The organism is Halomonas sp. HNIBRBA4712, assembly GCF_043558675.1.
GTDB lineage: Bacteria > Pseudomonadota > Gammaproteobacteria > Pseudomonadales > Halomonadaceae > Vreelandella.
The window spans coordinates 267592-287813 of sequence record NZ_JBIFXR010000005.1 but is presented as its reverse complement, the minus strand read 5'-3'; the positions used below and the strand labels follow the sequence as shown (position 1 = coordinate 287813).

Below are 20222 nucleotides of genomic sequence, written 5' to 3'. Positions count from 1 at the left end.
TAGTCCGGGCATGTAGAGCGTTCTACTCTGAGCTTTACCCAACTATCTCCCTTTAACTCTCTATGTTCAAAAACTCTTTCAATCCACTCATGTTGGGTAGGAGCCATGCTTTTAGCTAGGCAATTCATTAGTCGTAAACAGCGCGTCGAAACATTTGGCTCCGAGCATGCTTCAGATGGCTTGCCGTTGCAATTACGACCTGCTTTGCGCCTCTTTCTTTAATTAAATTTTTTCTTGGTAGGTTAAAGAGTCAAATATCCGTCGCTGTCTGATCTGATTGGGTATCTAACACAACCTGATAGGTATTGGTTTCTGGAGGGAGTAGTCGCAACACTTGCCGACGTGAATACCATCAGGAACCTTCCATGTCGCATACCCCCGTAACAGCCAGTGCTGACCCCACTTCTTTTCGGCCATTGTCGCTTCTTTTGGGCGTTGCGGTGAGCTTGTCCGTGTTCTTCATGCTGCCTGATACCCTACCACTCGATGCGCGCTTGGTCGCGGCCATCGCCATGTTGATGGCAGCTTGGTGGATGACGGAAGCCATTCCTATCCCGGCAACATCGCTTTTGCCGCTGGTTTTGTTCCCTTTCTTTGGCATTGCCTCTATTTCGGCGACGGCGTCGCCCTACGCGCATAGCATTGTATTTCTAGTGTTGGGAGGCGTGCTGCTGGGGCTGGCGACACAGCGCTGGAATCTACATCGCAGGTTTGCCTTGCTGACGGTACTCACAGTGGGTACCAAGCCTGCGCAAATTGTCTTTGGACTGATGTTCGCCAGCTGGTTTATCACCATGTGGGTAAGCAACACCGCCACGGCGGTGATCATGGTGCCTATCGGTGGTTCAATCATTACGCTAGTGAAATCGTTGGGCAATGGCAACGATACGCCCAAGTTTTCCGCAGCCGTATTATTGGGGATCGCCTACGCCATCACCATCGGCTCAATGGCAACCCTGATCGGCCAACCGCCCATGGCGCTCATGCGTGCCTATATGGAGGATGCACACGGCGTAAGTATTGGATTTGGTCACTGGATGATGCTGGGTCTACCCTTTTCCATCATCATGCTCATACTGGCCTGGTGGGTATTGAATAAAATAGTCTTTCGTTCTGAGGTCGATAATATCGAAGGCGGCCGAGCGCTGATCGAGAATGAGCTCAAGAACATGGGAAAACTTTCGGTAGAAGAAAAGCGTGTTCTGGGTGTATTTGCAGGCACCGTGTTTTTTTGGGTATTCGTACCATTAATCGGGCAAATTTCAGTAATACAAACAGCTTTACCCTGGTTGTCGAACATCAACGATACCAGTGTTGCTATTTTGGCCGCTCTTTTGATGTTCATCATTCCTGCATCGAAGGGGGAGGGGCGCCTTGCTCGATTGGGCGGCAACCCGTGACGTACCATGGGGTGTGCTGATTCTATTTGGCGGTGGCCTGACGCTCTCTTCACAATTCACCGCTACAGGATTGAGTGTTTGGATTGGGGAAAGCGTATCCGGACTGGAGGGGCTACCGCCACTGCTCATTCTCGCTATTACGGCACTGATCATTATTCTATTGACGGAACTGACCAGCAATACAGCGACCGCCGCCGCTTTCTTTCCGATCATGGGGGCCATCGCTACAGGGCTGAGTATCGACCCTCTTCTCATGACGATAGTGGTCACGTTTGCAGTCAGCTGTGCGTTCATGTTGCCCGTTGCCACGCCTTCCAATGCCGTTGCATTTGCGACAGGTGATTTACCGATTAAAAGCATGATTCGTGCGGGCATCTGGCTAAATGCCATTGGCTTGATAATTATCATGGCTGCTCTGTACACGTTCATTCCGGCTGTTTTTGGTGTGATGCCATAGGCTGATAGGCATCGCCGCAACGAAAGTGTGCGTAGCTGCCCGGTGAAAGAAAAAATGATCATGTTTGGTGCATTGATTGTCTGACGCCGCTTTGGACTGGATCTTGGAAAACATCCGTTTGTATATAATATATTGTAAATAAAAGTTTTTTACATTGTGGCCTTTTTGTTGCTAGTGCAGGGTTGGGAATTTTGCTTTACTTTTCATGTGATGTTGAATGTTTTTGCGAACGGTGATACATCTATATTCAACAAAAAAACAAAATAGAGGTGGTATACATGAACAACAAACTCGAAAAAATGTGTAAGACCCAAAAGAGTCCATACCAGTTTGCGCGCTTTGCGGGATTCTGTGCTGGCCTTCTACTCAGCACTTCGGTCATGGCCGAGGATATCAAATTAAGTTATGCCTTCTTCGCGCCAGCGCAAACTTTTCCTGCCGTGCAAATGGAGCGTTGGGCCACGCTTCTCAATGAGCGCACCGATGGCCAAGTCACGGTTAATACGTTTCCGGGTGGAACGCTGCTTAGCGCTGCGAATATGTACGACGGTGTTTTAAATGGGGTGGTCGACATTGGACTTTCAGCGACTTCCTATGAGCCAGGCCGTTTTCCTCTCATCAACCTGGTGGGTAGTCTGACTGGCATCGGGGCTAACTCACAGGCGGCAAGCCAGGCACTTTTTGATCTGATCAGTGAGTTTCCTGCCGAAGACACTGGGCTCGACGAGTTCAAGGTCATCACGGCGTTTACGTCCGAACCCGGCTATTTGCATACTCAAGCGCCAGTTACATCGCTGGAGCAGCTAGAGGGGCAGGAAATACGTGTTCCCGGAGACAGTACGGCGGTTCTACAAGCGCTGGGAGGCGTGCCCATTGGGCTAACGCAGTCAGAAACGGGCGAAGCGCTTCAAGCCGGTATTGTTAGCGGCTACGTGGGCTCGCGCGAGACCTTGATGGATCTACAGTACGCGCGAAACGTCAGCTATATAACCGACTACCCGCTTACGAACGTGGTATTCGTCGCTGTCATGAATCAACAGCGCTGGGACTCACTGCCCGACAATGTAAAGCAAGAAGTCGATGCATTAGGGGCGGAAATGGCATCCTTCGCGGGTGGCTATCTGGATGATCATATTCAGGAGTCTCTCGCGTGGGCGGCAGACAACCATGGGGTGGAACAGCTGGCCCTTGATGAAAGCGAAGCGCAGCGCTGGTCTGACCTTCTGGAGCCTTTGAACGAGGAAAGACTTGGCAGTGTGGCGTCTCTGGGGCTTCCGGCGTTCGAGCTATACGACCGTTACCTCGAGCTAATCAACGAATATCAATAGCAGTGTTGTTAACGCATTGCGTTATGGCCAAGCACAGGTGTATTGAATGTTCGAGGAGGCTCGTATGAGCAAGTTGAATCGGTGGGTGAGTTTATTGCTGCTCTATATCGCCGGTGCGGCACTTTTGATGATGGTATTCATCGTGGTCGGTAATATCGTTATGCGGCAGGTTAGTGCTTCTTTCGGCGGCACTACGGAGGTCGTGGGATGGCTAACCGCCATTGTCGTCGCGCTGTCTCTGGGCTATTCGCAGCAAGTAAAAGCGCATGTAGAGCTAGATCTACTTGTTGCTCACTTTCCGCTACGCGTTCAAGCCACTTTAACCCTTATGGTAGCTCTGGTCAGCTTTCTATTCTTTACCGTCGTGGCATGGAAACTATGGGAATACGGAGTTAATGCCATGCAGAGAGGGTCCTTGTCACAGACGCTGCGTGTGGCGATTTACCCCTTTGTTTATCTGGTCGCGTTGGGTTTTTCAGCCTTCTGTCTAGTGCTGTTCGCTGACGTTATAAGCAGTTTTAAAAAGGTGATAACGCAATGAGTATGACGATGGTGGCCCTGATAGGAATACTCTGCCTGTTCCTGCTCATTCTTTTAAGAATGCCTATCAGCTTTGCCATGTTTATCGTGGGCTTTTTCGGTATGCTTTACATGACAAGCCCTATTGCGGCTTATAATGTGATCAGCTCGGGAATATGGGAGCAGCTATCCAGTTACTCCTTGAGTGTCATCCCTTTGTTTATTTTTATGGGGGAGCTTCTATTTCGTTCAGGTATTACGGAGAAGATATTTGCCTCGGCCTATGCCTGGATTGGGCATTTGCGTGGCTCAATGGCTACCACCACGATTTTGAGCAGTGCCGGTTTTGCGGCCGTTAGTGGTTCGAATACGGCAACAGCGGCGACTGTCGGCACCATCGCATTACCCGAGATGAAGAAGTTCGGTTACAACCGGGCATTGAGTGCCGGAAGCGTAGCGGCCGGTGGCACACTGGGCGTCATTATTCCTCCGAGTTCAGTACTCATCGTCATTGCCTTGCAGGCAGAGTTGGCCATTCGTGACCTCTTTCTTGCCAGCATCGTACCTGGGCTCATTCTAGTGGCGCTATTTATTGCCATGATCGTGCTGATCTGTCGCTTGAAACCTCATATGGGGCCCGAAGGAAGCCGCTCTTCCTGGCTCGTGCGCTGGCGCTCACTCAAGGGTGTCGTCGAGGTCGGCGTACTATTCATGCTGGTGCTGGGCGGACTCTTTGCGGGATGGTTTACCTCAACGGAGGCGGCGGCGGTCGGCTGCGTGGGTGCCATGCTGATCACTCTGCTTCAAGGCAAACTGAGCTGGACCGTTCTTCAGGAAGCCGTGGCTAACGCATTGAAATCCTCAGCCATGATTTTGATGCTGATCGCAGGTGCGGTGATTTTTGGGCGCTTTCTGACCATCACCCGGCTGCCCTACATGGTTGGTGAGTGGGCTGCCGCACTGCCTCTACCTGCCATATTAGTCATGGCCTTTATTCTGCTTATCTACATCATCGGCGGTGCTCTGATGGATGCGATGGGGTTCTTGATCATCTCTATTCCCATCTTTTTTCCAGTGGCAATAGCGCTTGGCTACGATCCGATCTGGTTCGGCGTTGTGGTATGCATCGTTACCAGCATGGGAGCGATTACACCGCCGGTGGGCGTGAACGCCTTTATCGTGAAGAGTCTAGACGCGGAGCTACGCATGGGCGAAACCTTCCTCGGCGTCGGGTACTTCCTACCGCCTTATATCTTGTGTATTGCGCTATTACTGGCCGTGCCTCAGTTGGTGCTGTTCATTCTTTAACGGGCTTCAAAGCCGAGATGGGTCGTCGTTAATAACGAATCAATGGGTCGACCCAAATACTTGAAATTTCATGTGATATGTCTACAGAGGCGATCGAACATGACAATAATCACGTCAGACGTAGATCTGGGGCAAGGCGGTAAGCGCGTTGTCGTCAAGGATACGATCGATATTGCGGGGCTGCCTACAACGGCCGCTTCCGCGGCGCTGGCCAAGGCCGCGCCGGCCTTACGGCACGCAGATATCGTGGCACGTACCCTTCAGGCGGGCTATCACATCGTTGGTAAAGCCAACCTGCATGAGCTGGCGTTCGGCATGACTGGAGTGAATGCCTGGACGGGGACACCGGAAAACCCCGGTTACCCTGAATTGATACCCGGTGGTTCTTCCAGTGGTTCGGCGGCCGCCGTTGCGGCAGGGCTTGCCGATATCGGTATCGGCACCGACACCGGTGGCTCAATTCGCGTACCCGCGGCCTGCTGCGGCGTTTACGGCCTGAAACCTACCTTTGGTCGTCTTGGTCGAGAAGGCATCATGCCCGCGGTGAGCAGCCTCGACTGTGTCGGCCCCTTGACGACAAATTTGCAAGATTTAGTCGACTTCATGGCGGCGGTAGATCCCACCTTTTCGGTGGCGACAGCCGGAAAGATGGCGTCGTTGGGGATTATCAGCGTCGATGCCGAATCGCCCATTCTGAATGGGCTGAAACAGCAGCTCGACAAAGTGGATATCAAAAAAGAGAGCGTCATCCTGCCGCTGATGGCTGAAGCCTTTCATGGGGCCATGACGGTCATCAACCGGGAAACCTACCTTGCCTGTGAAGCGCTGCTAGGCAGCGGCAAGGTTGGAGACGATGTCGCCAGACGTTTGAGGGCAGCGGCCTCGACCTCCGATTTAGAGCTTGCCGAAGCCGAGCGAGTACGCCGCGCCTTTACCAATGAAGTCGACCGTCTGCTGATGCGTCATGACTATCTGATATTGCCCACACTCCCGCATTTTCCAATGAAAACGAGCGAGGCATTGGCAGGTCGCCAGGATTTGAATATTTCGCTTTTCGTACGTCCTTTCAACCTCTCTGGTCATCCCGCTTTATCCATTCCTTTACCGTCATATCAGGGGCTACCTGTTTCCATGCAGGTGATAGGGCGTAGCGGTGACGATGCAGGCGTATGCCGTGCCGGTTGGCAACTGATGGGTCAGGCAGTACCACCGGAGGCAACAGCTAAACAACAAGGAGGCAACCATGACGCAGTACGTCGATAAAGAGCAGTGGGGAGGCAGGGAGCGGTTTGACGCATTACTCGATGATATCCGCGCTCGACGCGAAGAGATCGAGGCGCTACGCCACCTTCCCAAGGATATCATCGACCAATTCAAGTCCATTGGCGTCTACCGTGCGATGGTGCCTGCTCGATTCGGTGGTGATGAAAAGTCCCCGGCGGAATTTCTGCGCATGGTTGAAGCGATTTCAACTGCCGATGGGTCGGCGGGCTGGGTGGCGAGTTTTGGCATGAGCCCCGCCTATCTTGCCGCCTTGCCTGAAAGCACGTTGGAAGAAGTCTGGCGGGAAAGTCCGGATGTGGTATTTGCCGGGGGTATCTTTCCACCGCAGCCTGCCGAGCGTACCGAGCGTGGCTTCAAGGTAAACGGTCGCTGGAAGTTTGCCAGCGGCTGTATGGGCGCATCGCTTTGTGGTGTGGGCATTCTACCCGAAGAACAAGGCGCGCTGCCGCGGATGGCGGTCATGCCACGCTCTCAAGTGCAGATCGATCCGACCTGGAACATGATCGGAATGGTGGGTACCGGCAGCCATGACCTGGTGGTGGAGAAGATCGAAGTCCCCGAAGAGTGGACCTTCGTTCGTGGAGGAAAGCCTACCATCGATGGCTCTTTCTTTAGCTATCCATCGCTCTCTTTTGCCGCCCAGGTGCTTTCGGTCACCACGCTTGGCATGGCGCGAGAGGCGCTCGACATCGTCCGCAACTCTGTGAAGGGGCGAAAATCGATCACCGGCGCGCCTAATCTTGGGGAGCGCGAGTACGCGCAAATTGCGATCGCCAAGGCGGAAGCTCGGGTGCAGTCGGCTCGCCACTTTTTCTACATGAGCACGGATGACGCTTGGCGCGCCATCGAGCAAGGCGGTGTTCCAAGCCGCGATCAGGTAAACCTTTTACGGTTATCCACTACCCATCTGACGCACGAATGTGCGGACGCTATCCAGTCGCTCTATCGCATCAGTGGAATGAACGGTGCTGACAACGCTCACCCATTATCACGCATCCTGCGCGACTCTCAGCTATGCACTCAGCATGCCTTCATGGGTGAGGTGACTTGGAAGAATGCGGGTGCCATTTTCTTCGGACACGATCCGTTACCGGGCTATCTGTAGCCGACTCTTGATCCACTCATTACGGAGAACATCACTATGCAACGCGTACTTTTCTGTATCGGTATCAACCAGAACTTCATGAATGCCACCGCCGATGAAGGCAAGCAGGTCTGGCAGGCCTTCAGTCAGATGATGCAAGGCATCGATAACCTGCCCGGCGTTAATATTCTGGGCATCATGGATGATGACCGCATCATGGTCGGTCCTTCCGCCACGGCTCCCTGGACGGCGTACATCATGGCCGACGTGCCGGACTACGATACGGTCGTTGAGGCCTGCAACTTCTTCCGTACCACGCCCGTCGGTGATGGCACCTACAAACTCTGGAAGTACGCTCGTGTTGAAGCGCGTATCGGTCGTGAACTGGTCGTTCCCGAATAACTACCGCTTTCCAAGGAGCAGAGGTGGCGCACAAGGCCGCCAGTTAACGCTATCAGGAGAAGTACTGTGAACCAGCTGATTGATATCAAGAATATTACTTTGGACCCGGAGCGGTTGGTCGAGAGCGACAAGGTGGCATCAACGATGTACACCAGCGAAGTGCTTTTTGGGCAAGAGCAAGAGAAGATCTTTCGCAAGACTTGGGTATGGGTCGCCCACGAAAGCGAAATACCTGATAAGGGTTCGTTCAAGCTCTCTACCGTCGGTCGTGAGCCGGTCATCGTCGTGCGTGATCGAAAGCAGAATACCCATGTGATGCTCAACCGCTGCCGGCATCGAGGCGCTACGGTGTGCGAGATCCACAAAGGCAAGACCTCCTCTTTCCAGTGTCCTTACCATGGCTGGGGATACGGGCTGGATGGCAGTCTGCGGGCCATTCCGCACCCCGAACAGTACGGCGAGGCGTTTGACAAGGCCCAAAATAGTCTCTTCTCCCTTCGCACCGAAACCTACAACGGCATGATCTTTGCCACCTTCAACGATGATATCGAGCCGCTCGAGGAGTTTCTCGGGGCTGCCAAAAAGTGGATCGATCTGTTCATGAAGCAAGGCGGCGGCTATCCGGTGAAGACTATGGGCGAGCACCAGTTTTCGGTCCCCATGAACTGGAAAGTTCAGCTCGAGAACACCACCGATGCCTATCACTTTCCCATCGTACATAAATCCTTCTTGCAGTCGCTCGATGCCGAAGCCGAAGACACGTTCACCTTTCTGGACGGTGAGGGGTTTGTGGAGGATTTGGGCAACGGACACTCCGTCATGGTCATGATTCCCGAACTGGTGGATCTCGAAGAGGATCTGGAACGCAAGATCCCGGAGCGTTTCGAGGAACTGGCTGAGGAGCTGCGCGCCGATGGCTACCCGGACGACCAGGTCCGCCGAATCGTCAGGGCTGTCGGTGGCTCTGGCTTCAACCTCAATCTCTTTCCCAATGTGGCGTGCTCGATGGCGTTTTTCCGGGTGTTGACGCCGGTTGCCGTGGACAAGACCGATATTCGCCATATTGCCTTGGGTATGGAGGGGGGCCCCGATGCGGCCAACCGCCTACGCCTGCGTTTGCATGAGCACTTCCAAGGGCCAATGGGCTTCGGTTCTCCCGACGATGCGGAGGTTTGGGAGCGTATTCAGCGCGGCGTCGAGGGCGGCACCGAACTGCCGATCCTGGTAAACCGCGGGCTCGAGAAGGAAGAGCAGGGCGAGGCCGGACCGCGTGGTCACGTATCGGATGAGACGGGCATGCGCGCCGCTTATGGCATGTGGAAACGGATGATGCAGGAGTAAGAAATGAACAATGCCGAACACGACAATTTGCTATGGCAAGTCACGCAGTTTCTGTGGAGCGAAGCGGCCATGCTCGATGCAAAAGAGTATGACACTTGGCTGGCGCTATGGCAGCCCAAGGGGCTCTACATCATTCCTGTCGAGGAAGCCGAGAACTACGCCGACGTCCTCAACCTCTGCTACGACGACGATAAAATGCGGCGCGACCGTATCAAGCGGTTTCAGGATGGCTTCTCGATTTCATCGGCGCCGCCTGCGGTTACCGTGCGGACATTGTCGCGCTTTGTGATCGAAGCGGACGACGGCCAAACGGTCACGGTTTCCTGCGCCCAGCATCTGGTAGAAGACAAATTCGGCCGTCAGCGCCTTTGGGCCGCCAACGTGCGTTACACCCTGACCATCACTGACTCAGGCTTCACGCTCGAGGAGAAAGTGGTTCGCTTGCTCAACTCGGACGGAGTGCTGAATTCGTTCAGCTATTTATTCTGATGGCTACACCACTACCCGACAAGCTTCAAACCGCCGTCGTGACAGGTGGCGCTCGCGGTCTCGGCGTTCACATCGTGCGCGAGCTACATCGCGCTGGTTTTCGCGTCGTGATCACCGATATTGACCCCACTCCTGCCGAAGCGCTCGCCTCCGAGCTGGATCTGGCGGGGGAAACCGCCGTGACCGCTAAGCTGGATGTCGATAAGCCGGAAGACTTCCAATCGGTGCTGGATAAGGTCGTTGCACGCTTCGGTAGCTGCGAAGTGCTGGTCAACAACGCCGCGCGCACGGCCGTGCAAGGGGTGCTCGATATCTCCCCGTCAGATTTCAACGCGGTTATGGCGACCAACGCCGGCGGTACGTTTGCAGGGTGCCAAGTCTTCGGGCGCCACTTCAAGAAAAAAGGCTACGGTCGCCTTATCAATCTCGCATCGCTCGCGGGTCAGAATGGCGGCACCGCGACCGGTGCGCATTATGCCGCATCCAAGGGCGCCATTTTGACGCTCACCAAGATTTTTGCTCGCGATCTCGCTAAAGACGGCGTGACATGCAACGCCATTGCCCCGGGGCCGCTGGATACGCCCATGGTCCATGACGTGCTGGGTGACAATCTGGACAAGGCGCTTGCCAACATTCCGGTTGGGCATCTGGGCGCTCCTGAGCTGGTGGCCCGGATGGTGACTTTCCTGGCAAGCCCCCAAGCGAGTTTTGTCAATGGTGCCTGTTGGGATGCCAACGGTGGCATTTACATGCGCTGAGCAACGGGAGATGAACATGCAAGATGATCTTTTGACACTGCGCATTGATCGCCGAGAAATTCAGTCCAGTGACATCGCGGTGATCGACCTTGTCGCCGTGGATGGAAGTGAGCTGCCGCCTTTTGAGGCGGGAGCCCATGTCGATATCCATCTCGGCGAAGGACTGATTCGCCAGTACTCGTTGAGCAATCCTCCGAGCGAGCGCCATCGTTACCGCTTGGGCGTATTGCTTGATCCTGACTCTCGCGGTGGCTCCCGGGCGGTACACGAGACGCTTCACGAGGGCGTTGAGCTCAAGGTGAGCGCACCGCGTAACCTGTTCCCGCTGGCGCCCTCGGCCCATACGGTGCTGGCCGGCGGTGGTATCGGGGTGACGCCAATGATTGCCATGGCGTATGAGCTACAGGCCGCAGGGCGCTCTTTCGAGCTCCATTACTGCGCCCGGTCGCGAGAAAGAGCCGCTTTCATTGACGAACTTCAGAGTGCCTTCGGCGACGCCGTGGTGCTGCACTTCGATGACGGCGAGGCCCTTCAACGCCTGAATATTGACGAGGTACTGGCCGCACAGCCCAGCGATACCCATCTGTATGTTTGCGGCCCTACCGGCTTTATGAACTGGGTCATGGAGACCGCTAAACAGGCAGAGTGGCCCAATGCCTGTGTACATTCCGAGTTCTTTACCGCCGAGGTCGATACTACGGGCGGGGCCTTCGAGGTGGAGGCGGCTGCCAGCGGTGTGACCGTTCAGGTAGAAGAAGGCATGTCGATTGCCAACGCCTTGAAGGCTGCTGGTGTGAAGGTCAACGTATCCTGCGAAGAGGGCGTATGCGGTACGTGTATCTGCGACGTGATCGAGGGAACGCCAGACCATCGCGATCAGTTTTTAAGCGACGAAGAGAAGGAAGAAAACGACCAGATTGCCGTGTGCTGCTCGCGCGCCAAGAGCCCCAGGCTCGTTATCGATATTTGAACTGACTAAGGGAGTGCCGTCATGCAGCCTTTTGGCACACGGTTTTGCGAGCGGGTTCTCAACCTCTGTGGTATCGGTTTACTGCTGATCGCCCTGATCATTGGCCTTGGCGTGCTGATGCACTTGGTGGGGTGGTCCCAGCTGCTTGAGTTTGATGCTTCCTACACGTTAATAGGGCGGAGTATCACGTTCAACTCGTTGATGGGGCTCCAAATACTGCTCTTTACCTATGCCATGATGCTGGCGGCCGCTCCCGTTTTATGGCTTGACCGCCACGTCAGAGTCGATGTGTTGCATGCGCGTCTTCCCGCTCGCGGCCGGCTCATCATCGACTTGATTGGTCATCTCGTCCTGGGCGTTCCCTTCTTGGTACTGCTACTGCTGCCTGCTTATCGCTTCGCCGAACGGGCGTACATGACGGGCGAGCGCTCAACCGATGGTGGCCTGGTCGATATTTATATCATCAAGGCGGCACTCCCCATTGGGATGACGCTGTTCCTGGCCGTGTTGATACTGATGACCGCGCGACATACCTGGCGTTTAATGGCCAGTAGGAGGTCGCGTGCTGCTTGATATGTGGATGCCGCTGACCATGGTGCTCCTGCTTTTTATCGGTATTTTATCGGGCTATCCGGTAGCGCTGGTTCTGGGCGGTATATCGGCGATTTTTCTTCTGCTCTCGGATTTGCCACTGGCTTTTGCCAATCTGATGCTGACTCGGGTCTACGCCAATGCGTTGAACAATTGGCTTTATATCGCGATCCCCATGTTCATTCTAATGGGGTTGCTGTTGGAAAGAACCGGATTGGCGCGGGAGGCTTTTCGAGTCAGTGAACGTATGCTGCAGCGCCTTCCCGGCCATTTGGCACTAACGGTACTGTTCATTGGCGGACTCATGGCGGCAACCACCGGGGTCGTGGGCGCATCGGTGGTGCTGCTGACCGTGCTAGCGTTGCCCCGCATGCTGGATGCGGGTTATTCCGCACCCTCCGCTTCGGGGTTGATTTCGGCGTCGGGTACGCTGGCCATTTTAATGCCGCCTTCCGTCATGCTGATCATTCTATCCAGCCTGGTCGGTGTTCCTGTGGGTCATCTTTTTCGAGCGGCGCTGGTACCCAGTGCACTGCTACTACTGCTCTATATGCTCTATTCGCTAGGACTCGCCTGGTGGGGAGCTGATCGTAACGCTATCCCTGCTGATGAGAGTGACGCAGTATCGTCCGAGCCTCAAGGACTATGGCGCAATGCGCTGGCGCTTTTTCCATTTTTAATACTGATCCCTGCAGTTCTTGGAACCATTGTTTTCGGCGTGGCAACGCCTACCGAAGCGAGCGGGGTCGGCGTTTTAGCGGTACTTCTCTTTGCAGGCGTCATGGGCAAGATAGATGGTTCGGCCGTCATGACGGCGGCCAGAGAGGCCGTTATCTCTACCGCCATGATCATGATGCTGGTCATGACGGCTACGTGCTTTTCTCTGATTTTCAAAGGGGTCGGGGGAGATGGTTTGATTCGCAGCAGTCTGGAGCTACTGGGAGGAGGGAGCTGGAGCGTACTTTTCCTGATCCTGCTACTGGTCTTCCTGTTGGGATTCTTTCTGGACTGGCTGGAAATCTCTCTAATTTTAATGCCTATATTCGTTCCCATCGTGACACAGCTTGATCTAGCTAATGGCCTCAACGGCGTGTCGTTATTGGTATGGTTCGCCATTGTATTTGCCATCAACCTGCAAACCTCCTTTTTGACGCCCCCATTTGGCGTCTCGCTCTTCTATTTGAAAGGGGCAGTGGGTGAGCGTGTTTCAACTTTGGACATCTATAGGGGAGTAATGCCTTTCATCGCTATTCAGCTGTTTGTGTTGCTGATGATCCTGATCTTTCCAGGAATATTGATGCTGTAACGTGTTCAACAAAAACGACAACCTTAAACGGAGTTGAAACCATGACATTTCCTTTAAAGAAAACCCTTATCGGTGCCAGCCTATCGATGCTGGCATCCTCCGCGATGGCCCAAACGCTTACCCTTCAATCGGCTTTTCCATTCAGCCTAGAGGTGATCGATAGCTCGATCCATCGGTTCGTCGAGAATATTGCCACGGCGACCGACGGTGAATTGACATTCACTCCTTACGATGCGGGTGCTTTTTCTCCTCCGTTTGAAATCCTGGAGAACGTAGGCAACGGGAGTCTCGACGCCGGCTGGTCGGCTGCGAGCTACTGGGCGGGGCAGATACCCGCCGCTGCGCTCTTTCAAAGCATCCCTTTCGGCCCCGATGTGCCCAAGTACTTGGCTTGGCTTTATGGCGGAGGTGGCCTGGAGCTTTGGGAAGAGCTCTACGCGCCGCACAACGTTGTGCCTATTCCCTGTGGCAGCATGATTTCCGAAGCGGGCGGCTGGTTTACGCAGGAGATCAACAGCGTGGACGATTTACAGGGCATGAGCATGCGCATCAGCGGGCTGGGCGGCCAAGCCGTCAGTCAACTGGGGGTGTCGCCCGTCTCAATCCCCGCTGGCGAAACATTTCTAGGGCTGGACACAGGACGTATTGGAGCTGCGGAACTTAGCTTCCCGACGATAGATACGAGTGCAGGCTTTTATGAAGTGGCCAAACATTACTACTTTCCCGGTTGGCACCAGCCTGGCAGTTTGAACGAACTGCTCATCAACGCGGACGTATGGGCTGGGCTTGCCGAAAGCCAACAGGTGTCGGTGCGTAATGCCTGTAGTGACCTGAGTATTCAGATGTACGCGCACGACATGCAGGCGCAGTCGGCCGTACTGAATGAGTTTCGCGATGCAGGTGTGACCGTGGAGCGCTTTCCCGACGATGTCATGAGCGCACTGCAAGCGGCGTCAGAGACAGTGCTGGAAGAGGCCGCTGAAGCGGATGCAGACTTTGCCGAAGTGATTCAGTCGTATCAAACATTCAGCGAAAGTTACGATGAATACCGTGAACTAACGGCTTTCTAATACCCGCTCCGGGGAACGGCCATAGGCCATGGCCCCGGAGCCTTTCATGATGCAAGCCGAGTCAGGCGTGACAGAGCCTGACGCATTACTAATAGAAACTCATAACGAGGATATTCATGCCTACCGTTCACGTTTACATGATGTCGGGTAGAACACAGCAACAAAAAGAAGCGCTCATTAGTGAAGTAACTAACGCCATCGTTTCTTCCCTGGGCGCTCCCAAAGAGAATGTGCGCGTCATTATAAGCGAAGTTCCTAAAAGCGAGTATGGAATTGGCGGTGTAACAGGTGAAAAGCTGGGGCGCTGACGTTCTATTAATAATAAAAGGTGGACCATGAGTATTGATACAAGAGACTTCAGAAACGCACTGGGCAAGTTTGCTACGGGCGTTACCGTCATTACTACCCAGGATGAGCGAGGTGAACAGTACGGTGTAACGGCGAGTAGTTTCAACGCCGTTTCCATGACGCCTCCGCTGATTCTCTGGAGTATCGATAAGAGCGCTTACAGTAAGGAGGTCTACTGTCAGGCCGAGCACTTTGTCGTCAATGTGTTGGCCAGCGACCAAGTGGCCATTTCCAACCGCTTTGCCCAGCGCGGCGAGGACAAGTTCAAGGATATCAAGATTGAAAAAGGGGTGGGAGGCAGCGCTCGCATTGTCGGCGCGGTCGCCCATTTCGAGTGCAGAACCTGGCAGGTTTACGAGGGAGGTGATCACTTCATCATCGTGGGTGAAGTGCTCGAGTATGACTATCAGGATGGCTGCGGATCGCTGGTCTTCCATGGTGGGCGCTACGCACTGCCGGAACCGCACCCCATGATGCTGCCCGGTATCGATCACTCGACCGGTGACGGCGTGCTGGGTCAGCATTTTCTTTACCTGCTACGCCAATCATTGGCTGCCTATCGCAGGGACTTTTATCCCCGGTTGAGCCATCTAGGCGTGGATGAAAAGGAGTGGCGGGTACTGACACTGCTTCTGGATCGAGGTCCTCAGCCATTCACTCAGGTTGCCCAAGGCGTCGCTCAACCGCCGGAAGATTGCGAAGACACGTTGAGTGGACTGGTCCGCCGCGATTTGGTGACCGAGTCTTCGGGCGAGCGCCAACTGGCACTTTCAGCGGCCGGTACCGAGCTTGCGAACAAATTGCTCAAGATGGCGCAAGAGCATGAACAGAAGGTGTTCGATAGCGTCAGCGATGAGGAAATGCGCCATATGAAGTCCGGACTGGTGCATGTCATCGAGCAGCTCGGTTCACGCTAAAAGAAGAGCGTGAGCGACCTTCATCACCACTATGAACCGGGGACAAGAGCGATGAACGAAGTGACGGCCAGCGAATTCAAGGCGCTACAGGAGCGTGTCAATAAACTGGAAGCCGAGGCGGAGATACGCCGCCTCCAGGCGCGCTATATGTTTCTATGCGATACGCCCTTGCCCGAGTATGGCGTCAGCAGTGATGCCGAACGTATCGATCATATCATGGCGCTCTATTCCGAGGATGCGGTGTGGGAGGGAGTCGGCGAGTATTATGATGGACAGTTTGGACGTCTCGAAGGGGCGGCCGCCATTCGTAGTCACTTCGAGAAATTCTGGGGCGAAAAAAAGGACCCTGAGCTGCTGCTCAATGTGCACTATCTGACTTCCGAACAGATCCACATCGAGGGCGACACGGCAACGGGGCAGTGGGTGCACTGTCAGCCTTGGATATTTTCGGACGGCAGCTCCCTGCTACGCTCATCGCGCCTCAACAACGCCTTTGCCAAACAGTCGGATGGGCGCTGGTTGATTACTCGAACGCGTACGGAAAACGTATTCGTGGCGCCGATGACGGCCGGCTGGGCATCGGATTTCTGCACCACCTCTGTACTACTCAAGCCCTGAGGTAAGTACTTGATGAACTCAATCGTGTCGCCGCGCATCGCCATCGTCGGAGCAGGTGCCATTGGCATAACGTTGGCCGCCCGGCTAGCGAAGGCAGGCCATCGCGTCAGTGTATTGGCACGCGGAGAGGCGCTTGCGGCTATCGAGCAGCGGGGTGTCGAGTTGAATGATAGGCAGGGCCATCACTCGGCAAGGGTAACGGTGTCCGATCAAAGCGCTGACCTCGGCGTTCAGGATATCGTGCTTCTCTGTACCAAGGCACACGCGGTACCCGAACTCTTGCCAGCGCTGTCTCCTCTCTTTGGAGAGCATACTTGGCTTGTCCCTCTGCTGAATGGTACGCCCTGGTGGCTGTTCATGGGCGGTCGCGAAACCGAGGGCCATATCGAGGCGGTCGACCCGGGCGGGCACCTGATCGAGCAGCGACCGGCTGAGTGCATTCTGGGATGTGTCGTGTATATCACCGCACGACTCGATGCGCCGGGACGGGCAGTATCAACAACGCCACATCGGTTGGTGCTGGGCGAAATCGCATCGCTTTCCCCTGAGCGCCAGCGCCGTCTTGGCGAGGTTGTCGAAGTATTGACATCGTCAGGAGTTGAAACACGTCATACGCCTCGTATTCGCGATGCTGTATGGAGCAAGATTGCCGCGAATCTGAGCTCCAACCCGCTCTCGGTGATCACCCGCACAACGCTTGACACTCTTTATGGCCATCCCTGGTTACAAAAAGTGGTAGAGGCGCTCTACGAAGAGACCCGGCTTACCGCACAGGCCCATGGCATTCAGCTGGAGATAACCCTGCAAGAACTTCTGGAAATCGGAACCGCCACGCAGGGCGTCAAGACATCCATGCTTCAGGACTATCAGCGTGAGCGCCCGCTTGAACTTACCGCCATTGTAGAGGGCGTGATCGAGTTGGCAGACAGAAAGGGAGTTGCCGTCCCTGTCACCAGGACCATCGTTTATCTCACTCATTATTTGGAAAGCGCGGCGCATCGCCAACGCGAGCAGGCGCCCTGACAGGAGAACGTATCAATGAATATTCAGCCCATCGTAATGCCCGCTCGGATCGAAAAACCGAATTATTGTAGTGAGGAAGAGTGGCAGCAGCGGATCAAATTGGCCTATTGCTATCATCTGGTCGACTTTTTTGGCTGGACGGAGTCCATTTTCAATCATATTTCCGCCCGCGTACCGGGTACCAACGGCCACTATCTGGTCAACCCCTTCGGGCTCAATTATACGGAAGTCACTCCGCTCAATCTGCTGAAAGTCGATCTGGAGGGGAACAAGGTCGAAGAGTCCGAGTATAACGCCAACCCGGCAGGCTTTGCGCTGCATAGCGCTGTGCACGGCGCGCGCGAGGACATCCACTGTATGCTGCATACCCATACCATTCCGATCTCTGCGGTAGTGCAAAAGAAAAATGGCTTTGGTCATCACGACTTTTATGGTGCTCAGCTGTACGGACGAGTGGGCTATCACGAGTTCGAGGGCATCACGTTATTCGAAGACGAGAAGAAGCGTATGTTGGAGAGCCTTGGTGATAAACACATTCTCGTGTTGCGTAATCATGGTATCGCCGTTGGTGAATCCAGCATCGAAAAAGCGATCTTTCTTCTTTGGACCGTTCAGAGAGCCGCCGAGAATCAGTGCGCAGCCGGTGCGCTGGGAGGCGATGACGTCGAAATCGACACTGAGATCAGTCAGAAGTGTGCCAACCTGACATCGCAACTGATTCGCAAAAGTGGCTTTGCCAACGAGTTCTTCACCGCCATGGTACGTAAGATGAAAACTGAGCGGCCGCTACCGTTCTAACGATATGATGAAAATCGCTATCATTGGAGCCGGTGCCATGGGCTGTCTTTTTGCCGCTCGGCTCGCTCTGAGCGGCAACACAGTGCGTCTGATCGATGTCGATTCAGACACATTGGCGGCCATTCGCACTCGGGGGATTAGCCTGAGCTTGGCAGGACAGGTGGAGCAGGTACGCGTGCCTATTGGTCTGGCTGAGCAACTCCGAGAAGACATCGACCTGATACTGATACTCACCAAAGGAAGTGCGACACGAACGGCGATCAGGGCTGTAAGACATATCATTACACCTCAAACGCGGGTACTGACATTGCAAAATGGGCTGGGTAACGCTGCCTTGATTGCCGAGTACGTCGATACCACTCGAGTTTTACAAGGGATTACCACTATCGCGGCGGACTTACGGGCGCCGGGCGTGGTGCATGGCAACGTTAAGGGTGCCATTCACTGGTGGTACTGTACGGGGGAGGAGGACGCATGGATGAAAAAGTTACATGAGGTCCTGATTGGCGCTGGTTTAACTAGCTGTCCGGATCCGGCGGTCGAGAGCAGAATCTGGGAGAAAGCGGCATTCAATGCGGCTCTCAATGGCCTCTGTACGTTGCTTGATCGTGCTGTGGGAGCGGTGGGGGAGCATGCCCAAGGCAAGAACTTGATCGAAGAGGTCGTGAGCGAATGCAGCAGTATCGCCGCGCAATGCGGTATCGCCTTCAACCGGCCGCGCGTGGCGGCCAGTATCGAGAAAGCCCTTCGCTGTCAGGCAGACCATTTGCCATCCATGCTGCAGGATCGTCGCGCAGGCCGTGCCACCGAAGTGGAAAGTATTCATGGGGCGCTGGTCACCACCGCCAGACAGCACCACTTGCGAGTACCGGTACTCGAAACGCTTTACCGCCTGCTGGCCGTGGGAGAGCCCGGCGTTTCCTGACATCGTGCCGATGGCGTCAGAGGCGGTAATCCCTTCACTACACCTTATTTATAATAAAACAGGGATATTACGGAACAGTAGTGCTGCTAAACAGGAGCACTATTGGTCGTACTGCTCGATGAGCTCGAGCATTCGATCATAGAGTGCCTGAGCAGGCAGTCCTTGCGCGGCGATTTTCTCGACATGCTGCGCATTGAGGGGCTCAAGGCGTGCCGACCAACGAGCCTGCTCCTCCTCATCCAGCGTGATGGTGGTCAAATCGTGGTTTTCCTGTGACCAGGCAAGCGACTCCTGAACATGATTATCGAGATAATGGCCTGCAAATTGGGAGGCTTCAGCGCCCAGCTGGTCGATTGCAAGCTGTACGTCCTCGGGCAGGGAGTCCCAGCGTTGGCGGCTCATGACGGCCAGCATGACCACGTTGGACAAGGGATAATCGACGATATAGTCGAGGTAGCGCGCGTACTGAAGGTCCATCAGTGTTTCCCGTGAAGAGGCAATCCCCTGCACAATACCAGCCTGTAGCGCTTCGCCTGTTTCGGCCTGAGACATGCCAATGGGCACGGCCCCCAGCGACCGCATGGTTTCCGACTCGCCGGGTACGCGAATTTCAAGACCCGTTAGGTCCTCGAGAGTGCGAACTTCGTTACGCGTTTGAAGGTACCCCGGCTCAGAAGTAAAGACGGTAATGACCTTGAAGTCCTCGAGATTGAACTGTTCTTGGGGGAACTCCTGGACGAGCTGGTAAGCCACCTGACTGGCTACCTCGGCGTTTATATCCAGACCGTTGATATCGCCAATCATGTTGAGTAGCGGAAAGCGTGCGGGCTCATAGGAGGTGGTGGTCAAGCCGATATCGGCGACGCCGTTAAGCACGCCATCCAGCATGTTACTCGCGGTAAGCAGAGTCCCGCCCGGAAACGTGTTGACCGTCACTTGGCCCTCGGTGCGCTTCTCCAGCTCTTCGGCCCAGAACTGCATTTGCATCCCCGGAAACGTCTGAGCCGGCGCGAAAAAGGCGTAGTTGAGCTTGATGTCGCTCGCCAGCGTAGCGCTGCTCAGCAACACGCCTGCCAAAAGAGAACCCAAGCGTAATGCAGGCGAGCGTAATGAGGGGGCAGGAGTCGAGCAAGTGTCGTCAGTCATGAGCATATTCTCTCGTTTATTATTGGCTGGATGCCATTGTTGAAAGCGCAAAAGCATTCAACATCACATGAAAAGTTAAGTAAATAGCCAGATCGATTATCGTGGAAGTCGTGGTTCATGACGTTTTGCAAGATGAGTTC

At 54.7% G+C, this 20222-nt stretch carries 22 protein-coding genes; 21 read left to right on the top strand and 1 reads right to left on the bottom strand.

The genetic code is table 11. The features are described 5' to 3' along the window. Positions 1-365: 365 nt before the first annotated feature. The 21 genes from ACGK9R_RS12230 (at position 366) to ACGK9R_RS12130 (ending at position 18936) form a co-directional block, all read left to right on the top strand. On the top strand, positions 366-1400 hold the full coding sequence (locus ACGK9R_RS12230) for an SLC13 family permease (RefSeq protein ID WP_394581627.1): 1035 nt from the start codon (positions 366-368) through the stop codon (positions 1398-1400). After that, positions 1375-1857 carry an SLC13 family permease gene (locus ACGK9R_RS12225; RefSeq protein ID WP_394581626.1) on the top strand — a complete coding sequence of 161 codons (483 nt, stop codon included), beginning with the start codon at positions 1375-1377 and terminating at the stop codon, positions 1855-1857. The genes ACGK9R_RS12230 and ACGK9R_RS12225 overlap by 26 nt, the downstream gene beginning before the upstream one ends. A gap of 278 nt (positions 1858-2135) precedes the next feature. Beyond that, positions 2136-3185, top strand: a complete 1050-nt coding sequence (locus ACGK9R_RS12220; RefSeq protein ID WP_394581625.1) for a TRAP transporter substrate-binding protein — start codon at positions 2136-2138, stop codon at positions 3183-3185. A 64-nt stretch (positions 3186-3249) separates the two neighbouring features. Further along, positions 3250-3726: a TRAP transporter small permease gene (locus ACGK9R_RS12215; RefSeq protein ID WP_394581623.1), complete on the top strand. Its 477-nt coding sequence runs from the start codon at positions 3250-3252 to the stop codon at positions 3724-3726. Further along, positions 3723-5012 carry a TRAP transporter large permease gene (locus tag ACGK9R_RS12210; RefSeq protein ID WP_394581621.1) on the top strand — a complete coding sequence of 430 codons (1290 nt, stop codon included), beginning with the start codon at positions 3723-3725 and terminating at the stop codon, positions 5010-5012. The genes ACGK9R_RS12215 and ACGK9R_RS12210 overlap by 4 nt, the downstream gene beginning before the upstream one ends. Positions 5013-5111: 99 nt before the next feature. Beyond that, complete coding sequence (locus ACGK9R_RS12205) at positions 5112-6275, top strand: amidase (protein WP_394581619.1); 1164 nt, start codon at positions 5112-5114, stop codon at positions 6273-6275. Beyond that, entirely contained in the window at positions 6256-7401 is a 1146-nt protein-coding gene (locus ACGK9R_RS12200; RefSeq protein ID WP_394581617.1) for an acyl-CoA dehydrogenase family protein, read from the top strand. The genes ACGK9R_RS12205 and ACGK9R_RS12200 overlap by 20 nt, the downstream gene beginning before the upstream one ends. Before the next feature lie 36 nt (positions 7402-7437). Continuing rightward, complete coding sequence (locus ACGK9R_RS12195; RefSeq protein WP_394581615.1) at positions 7438-7782, top strand: IacB protein; 345 nt, start codon at positions 7438-7440, stop codon at positions 7780-7782. A gap of 66 nt (positions 7783-7848) precedes the next feature. Then, the gene (locus ACGK9R_RS12190) at positions 7849-9123 is read left to right on the top strand and encodes a Rieske 2Fe-2S domain-containing protein (protein WP_394581613.1); all 1275 of its coding nucleotides are present in this window, start codon (positions 7849-7851) and stop codon (positions 9121-9123) included. 3 nt (positions 9124-9126) lie between these two features. Then, positions 9127-9612 carry an aromatic-ring-hydroxylating dioxygenase subunit beta gene (locus ACGK9R_RS12185; protein ID WP_394581611.1) on the top strand — a complete coding sequence of 162 codons (486 nt, stop codon included), beginning with the start codon at positions 9127-9129 and terminating at the stop codon, positions 9610-9612. After that, on the top strand, positions 9612-10370 hold the full coding sequence (locus tag ACGK9R_RS12180) for an SDR family NAD(P)-dependent oxidoreductase (protein ID WP_394581609.1): 759 nt from the start codon (positions 9612-9614) through the stop codon (positions 10368-10370). The genes ACGK9R_RS12185 and ACGK9R_RS12180 overlap by 1 nt, the downstream gene beginning before the upstream one ends. A 16-nt stretch (positions 10371-10386) precedes the next feature. Further along, positions 10387-11340: a PDR/VanB family oxidoreductase gene (locus tag ACGK9R_RS12175; RefSeq protein WP_394581607.1), complete on the top strand. Its 954-nt coding sequence runs from the start codon at positions 10387-10389 to the stop codon at positions 11338-11340. Between the two features lie 21 nt (positions 11341-11361). Continuing rightward, a complete protein-coding gene (locus ACGK9R_RS12170) occupies positions 11362-11913 on the top strand; it encodes a TRAP transporter small permease subunit (protein WP_394581605.1) in 552 nt (183 codons plus the stop codon). Then, positions 11903-13237 (top strand): TRAP transporter large permease subunit, encoded by a 1335-nt coding sequence (locus tag ACGK9R_RS12165; protein WP_394581604.1) that lies wholly within the window; start codon positions 11903-11905, stop codon positions 13235-13237. Before ACGK9R_RS12170 ends, ACGK9R_RS12165 begins: the two co-directional genes overlap by 11 nt. A gap of 41 nt (positions 13238-13278) precedes the next feature. Continuing rightward, entirely contained in the window at positions 13279-14307 is a 1029-nt protein-coding gene (locus ACGK9R_RS12160) for a TRAP transporter substrate-binding protein (protein ID WP_394581602.1), read from the top strand. 116 nt (positions 14308-14423) lie between these two features. Then, positions 14424-14615 carry a 2-hydroxymuconate tautomerase gene (locus tag ACGK9R_RS12155; protein ID WP_394581600.1) on the top strand — a complete coding sequence of 64 codons (192 nt, stop codon included), beginning with the start codon at positions 14424-14426 and terminating at the stop codon, positions 14613-14615. 27 nt (positions 14616-14642) lie between these two features. Further along, positions 14643-15572, top strand: coding sequence for a flavin reductase (locus tag ACGK9R_RS12150; RefSeq protein WP_394581599.1), 930 nt, complete (start codon positions 14643-14645; stop codon positions 15570-15572). A 51-nt stretch (positions 15573-15623) separates the two neighbouring features. Next, positions 15624-16190 carry a nuclear transport factor 2 family protein gene (locus ACGK9R_RS12145; protein WP_394581597.1) on the top strand — a complete coding sequence of 189 codons (567 nt, stop codon included), beginning with the start codon at positions 15624-15626 and terminating at the stop codon, positions 16188-16190. Between the two features lie 12 nt (positions 16191-16202). After that, positions 16203-17213 carry a ketopantoate reductase family protein gene (locus ACGK9R_RS12140; protein WP_394581638.1) on the top strand — a complete coding sequence of 337 codons (1011 nt, stop codon included), beginning with the start codon at positions 16203-16205 and terminating at the stop codon, positions 17211-17213. 15 nt (positions 17214-17228) lie between these two features. Beyond that, positions 17229-18011, top strand: a complete 783-nt coding sequence (locus ACGK9R_RS12135) for a class II aldolase/adducin family protein (RefSeq protein ID WP_394581596.1) — start codon at positions 17229-17231, stop codon at positions 18009-18011. A gap of 7 nt (positions 18012-18018) precedes the next feature. Further along, on the top strand, positions 18019-18936 hold the full coding sequence (locus ACGK9R_RS12130; protein ID WP_394581594.1) for a ketopantoate reductase family protein: 918 nt from the start codon (positions 18019-18021) through the stop codon (positions 18934-18936). A 99-nt stretch (positions 18937-19035) separates the two neighbouring features. On the opposite strand, the gene ACGK9R_RS12125 is transcribed toward ACGK9R_RS12130, so the two are convergent. Continuing rightward, a complete protein-coding gene (locus ACGK9R_RS12125) occupies positions 19036-20088 on the bottom strand; it encodes a TRAP transporter substrate-binding protein (RefSeq protein ID WP_394581592.1) in 1053 nt (350 codons plus the stop codon). Positions 20089-20222: the final 134 nt, after the last annotated feature.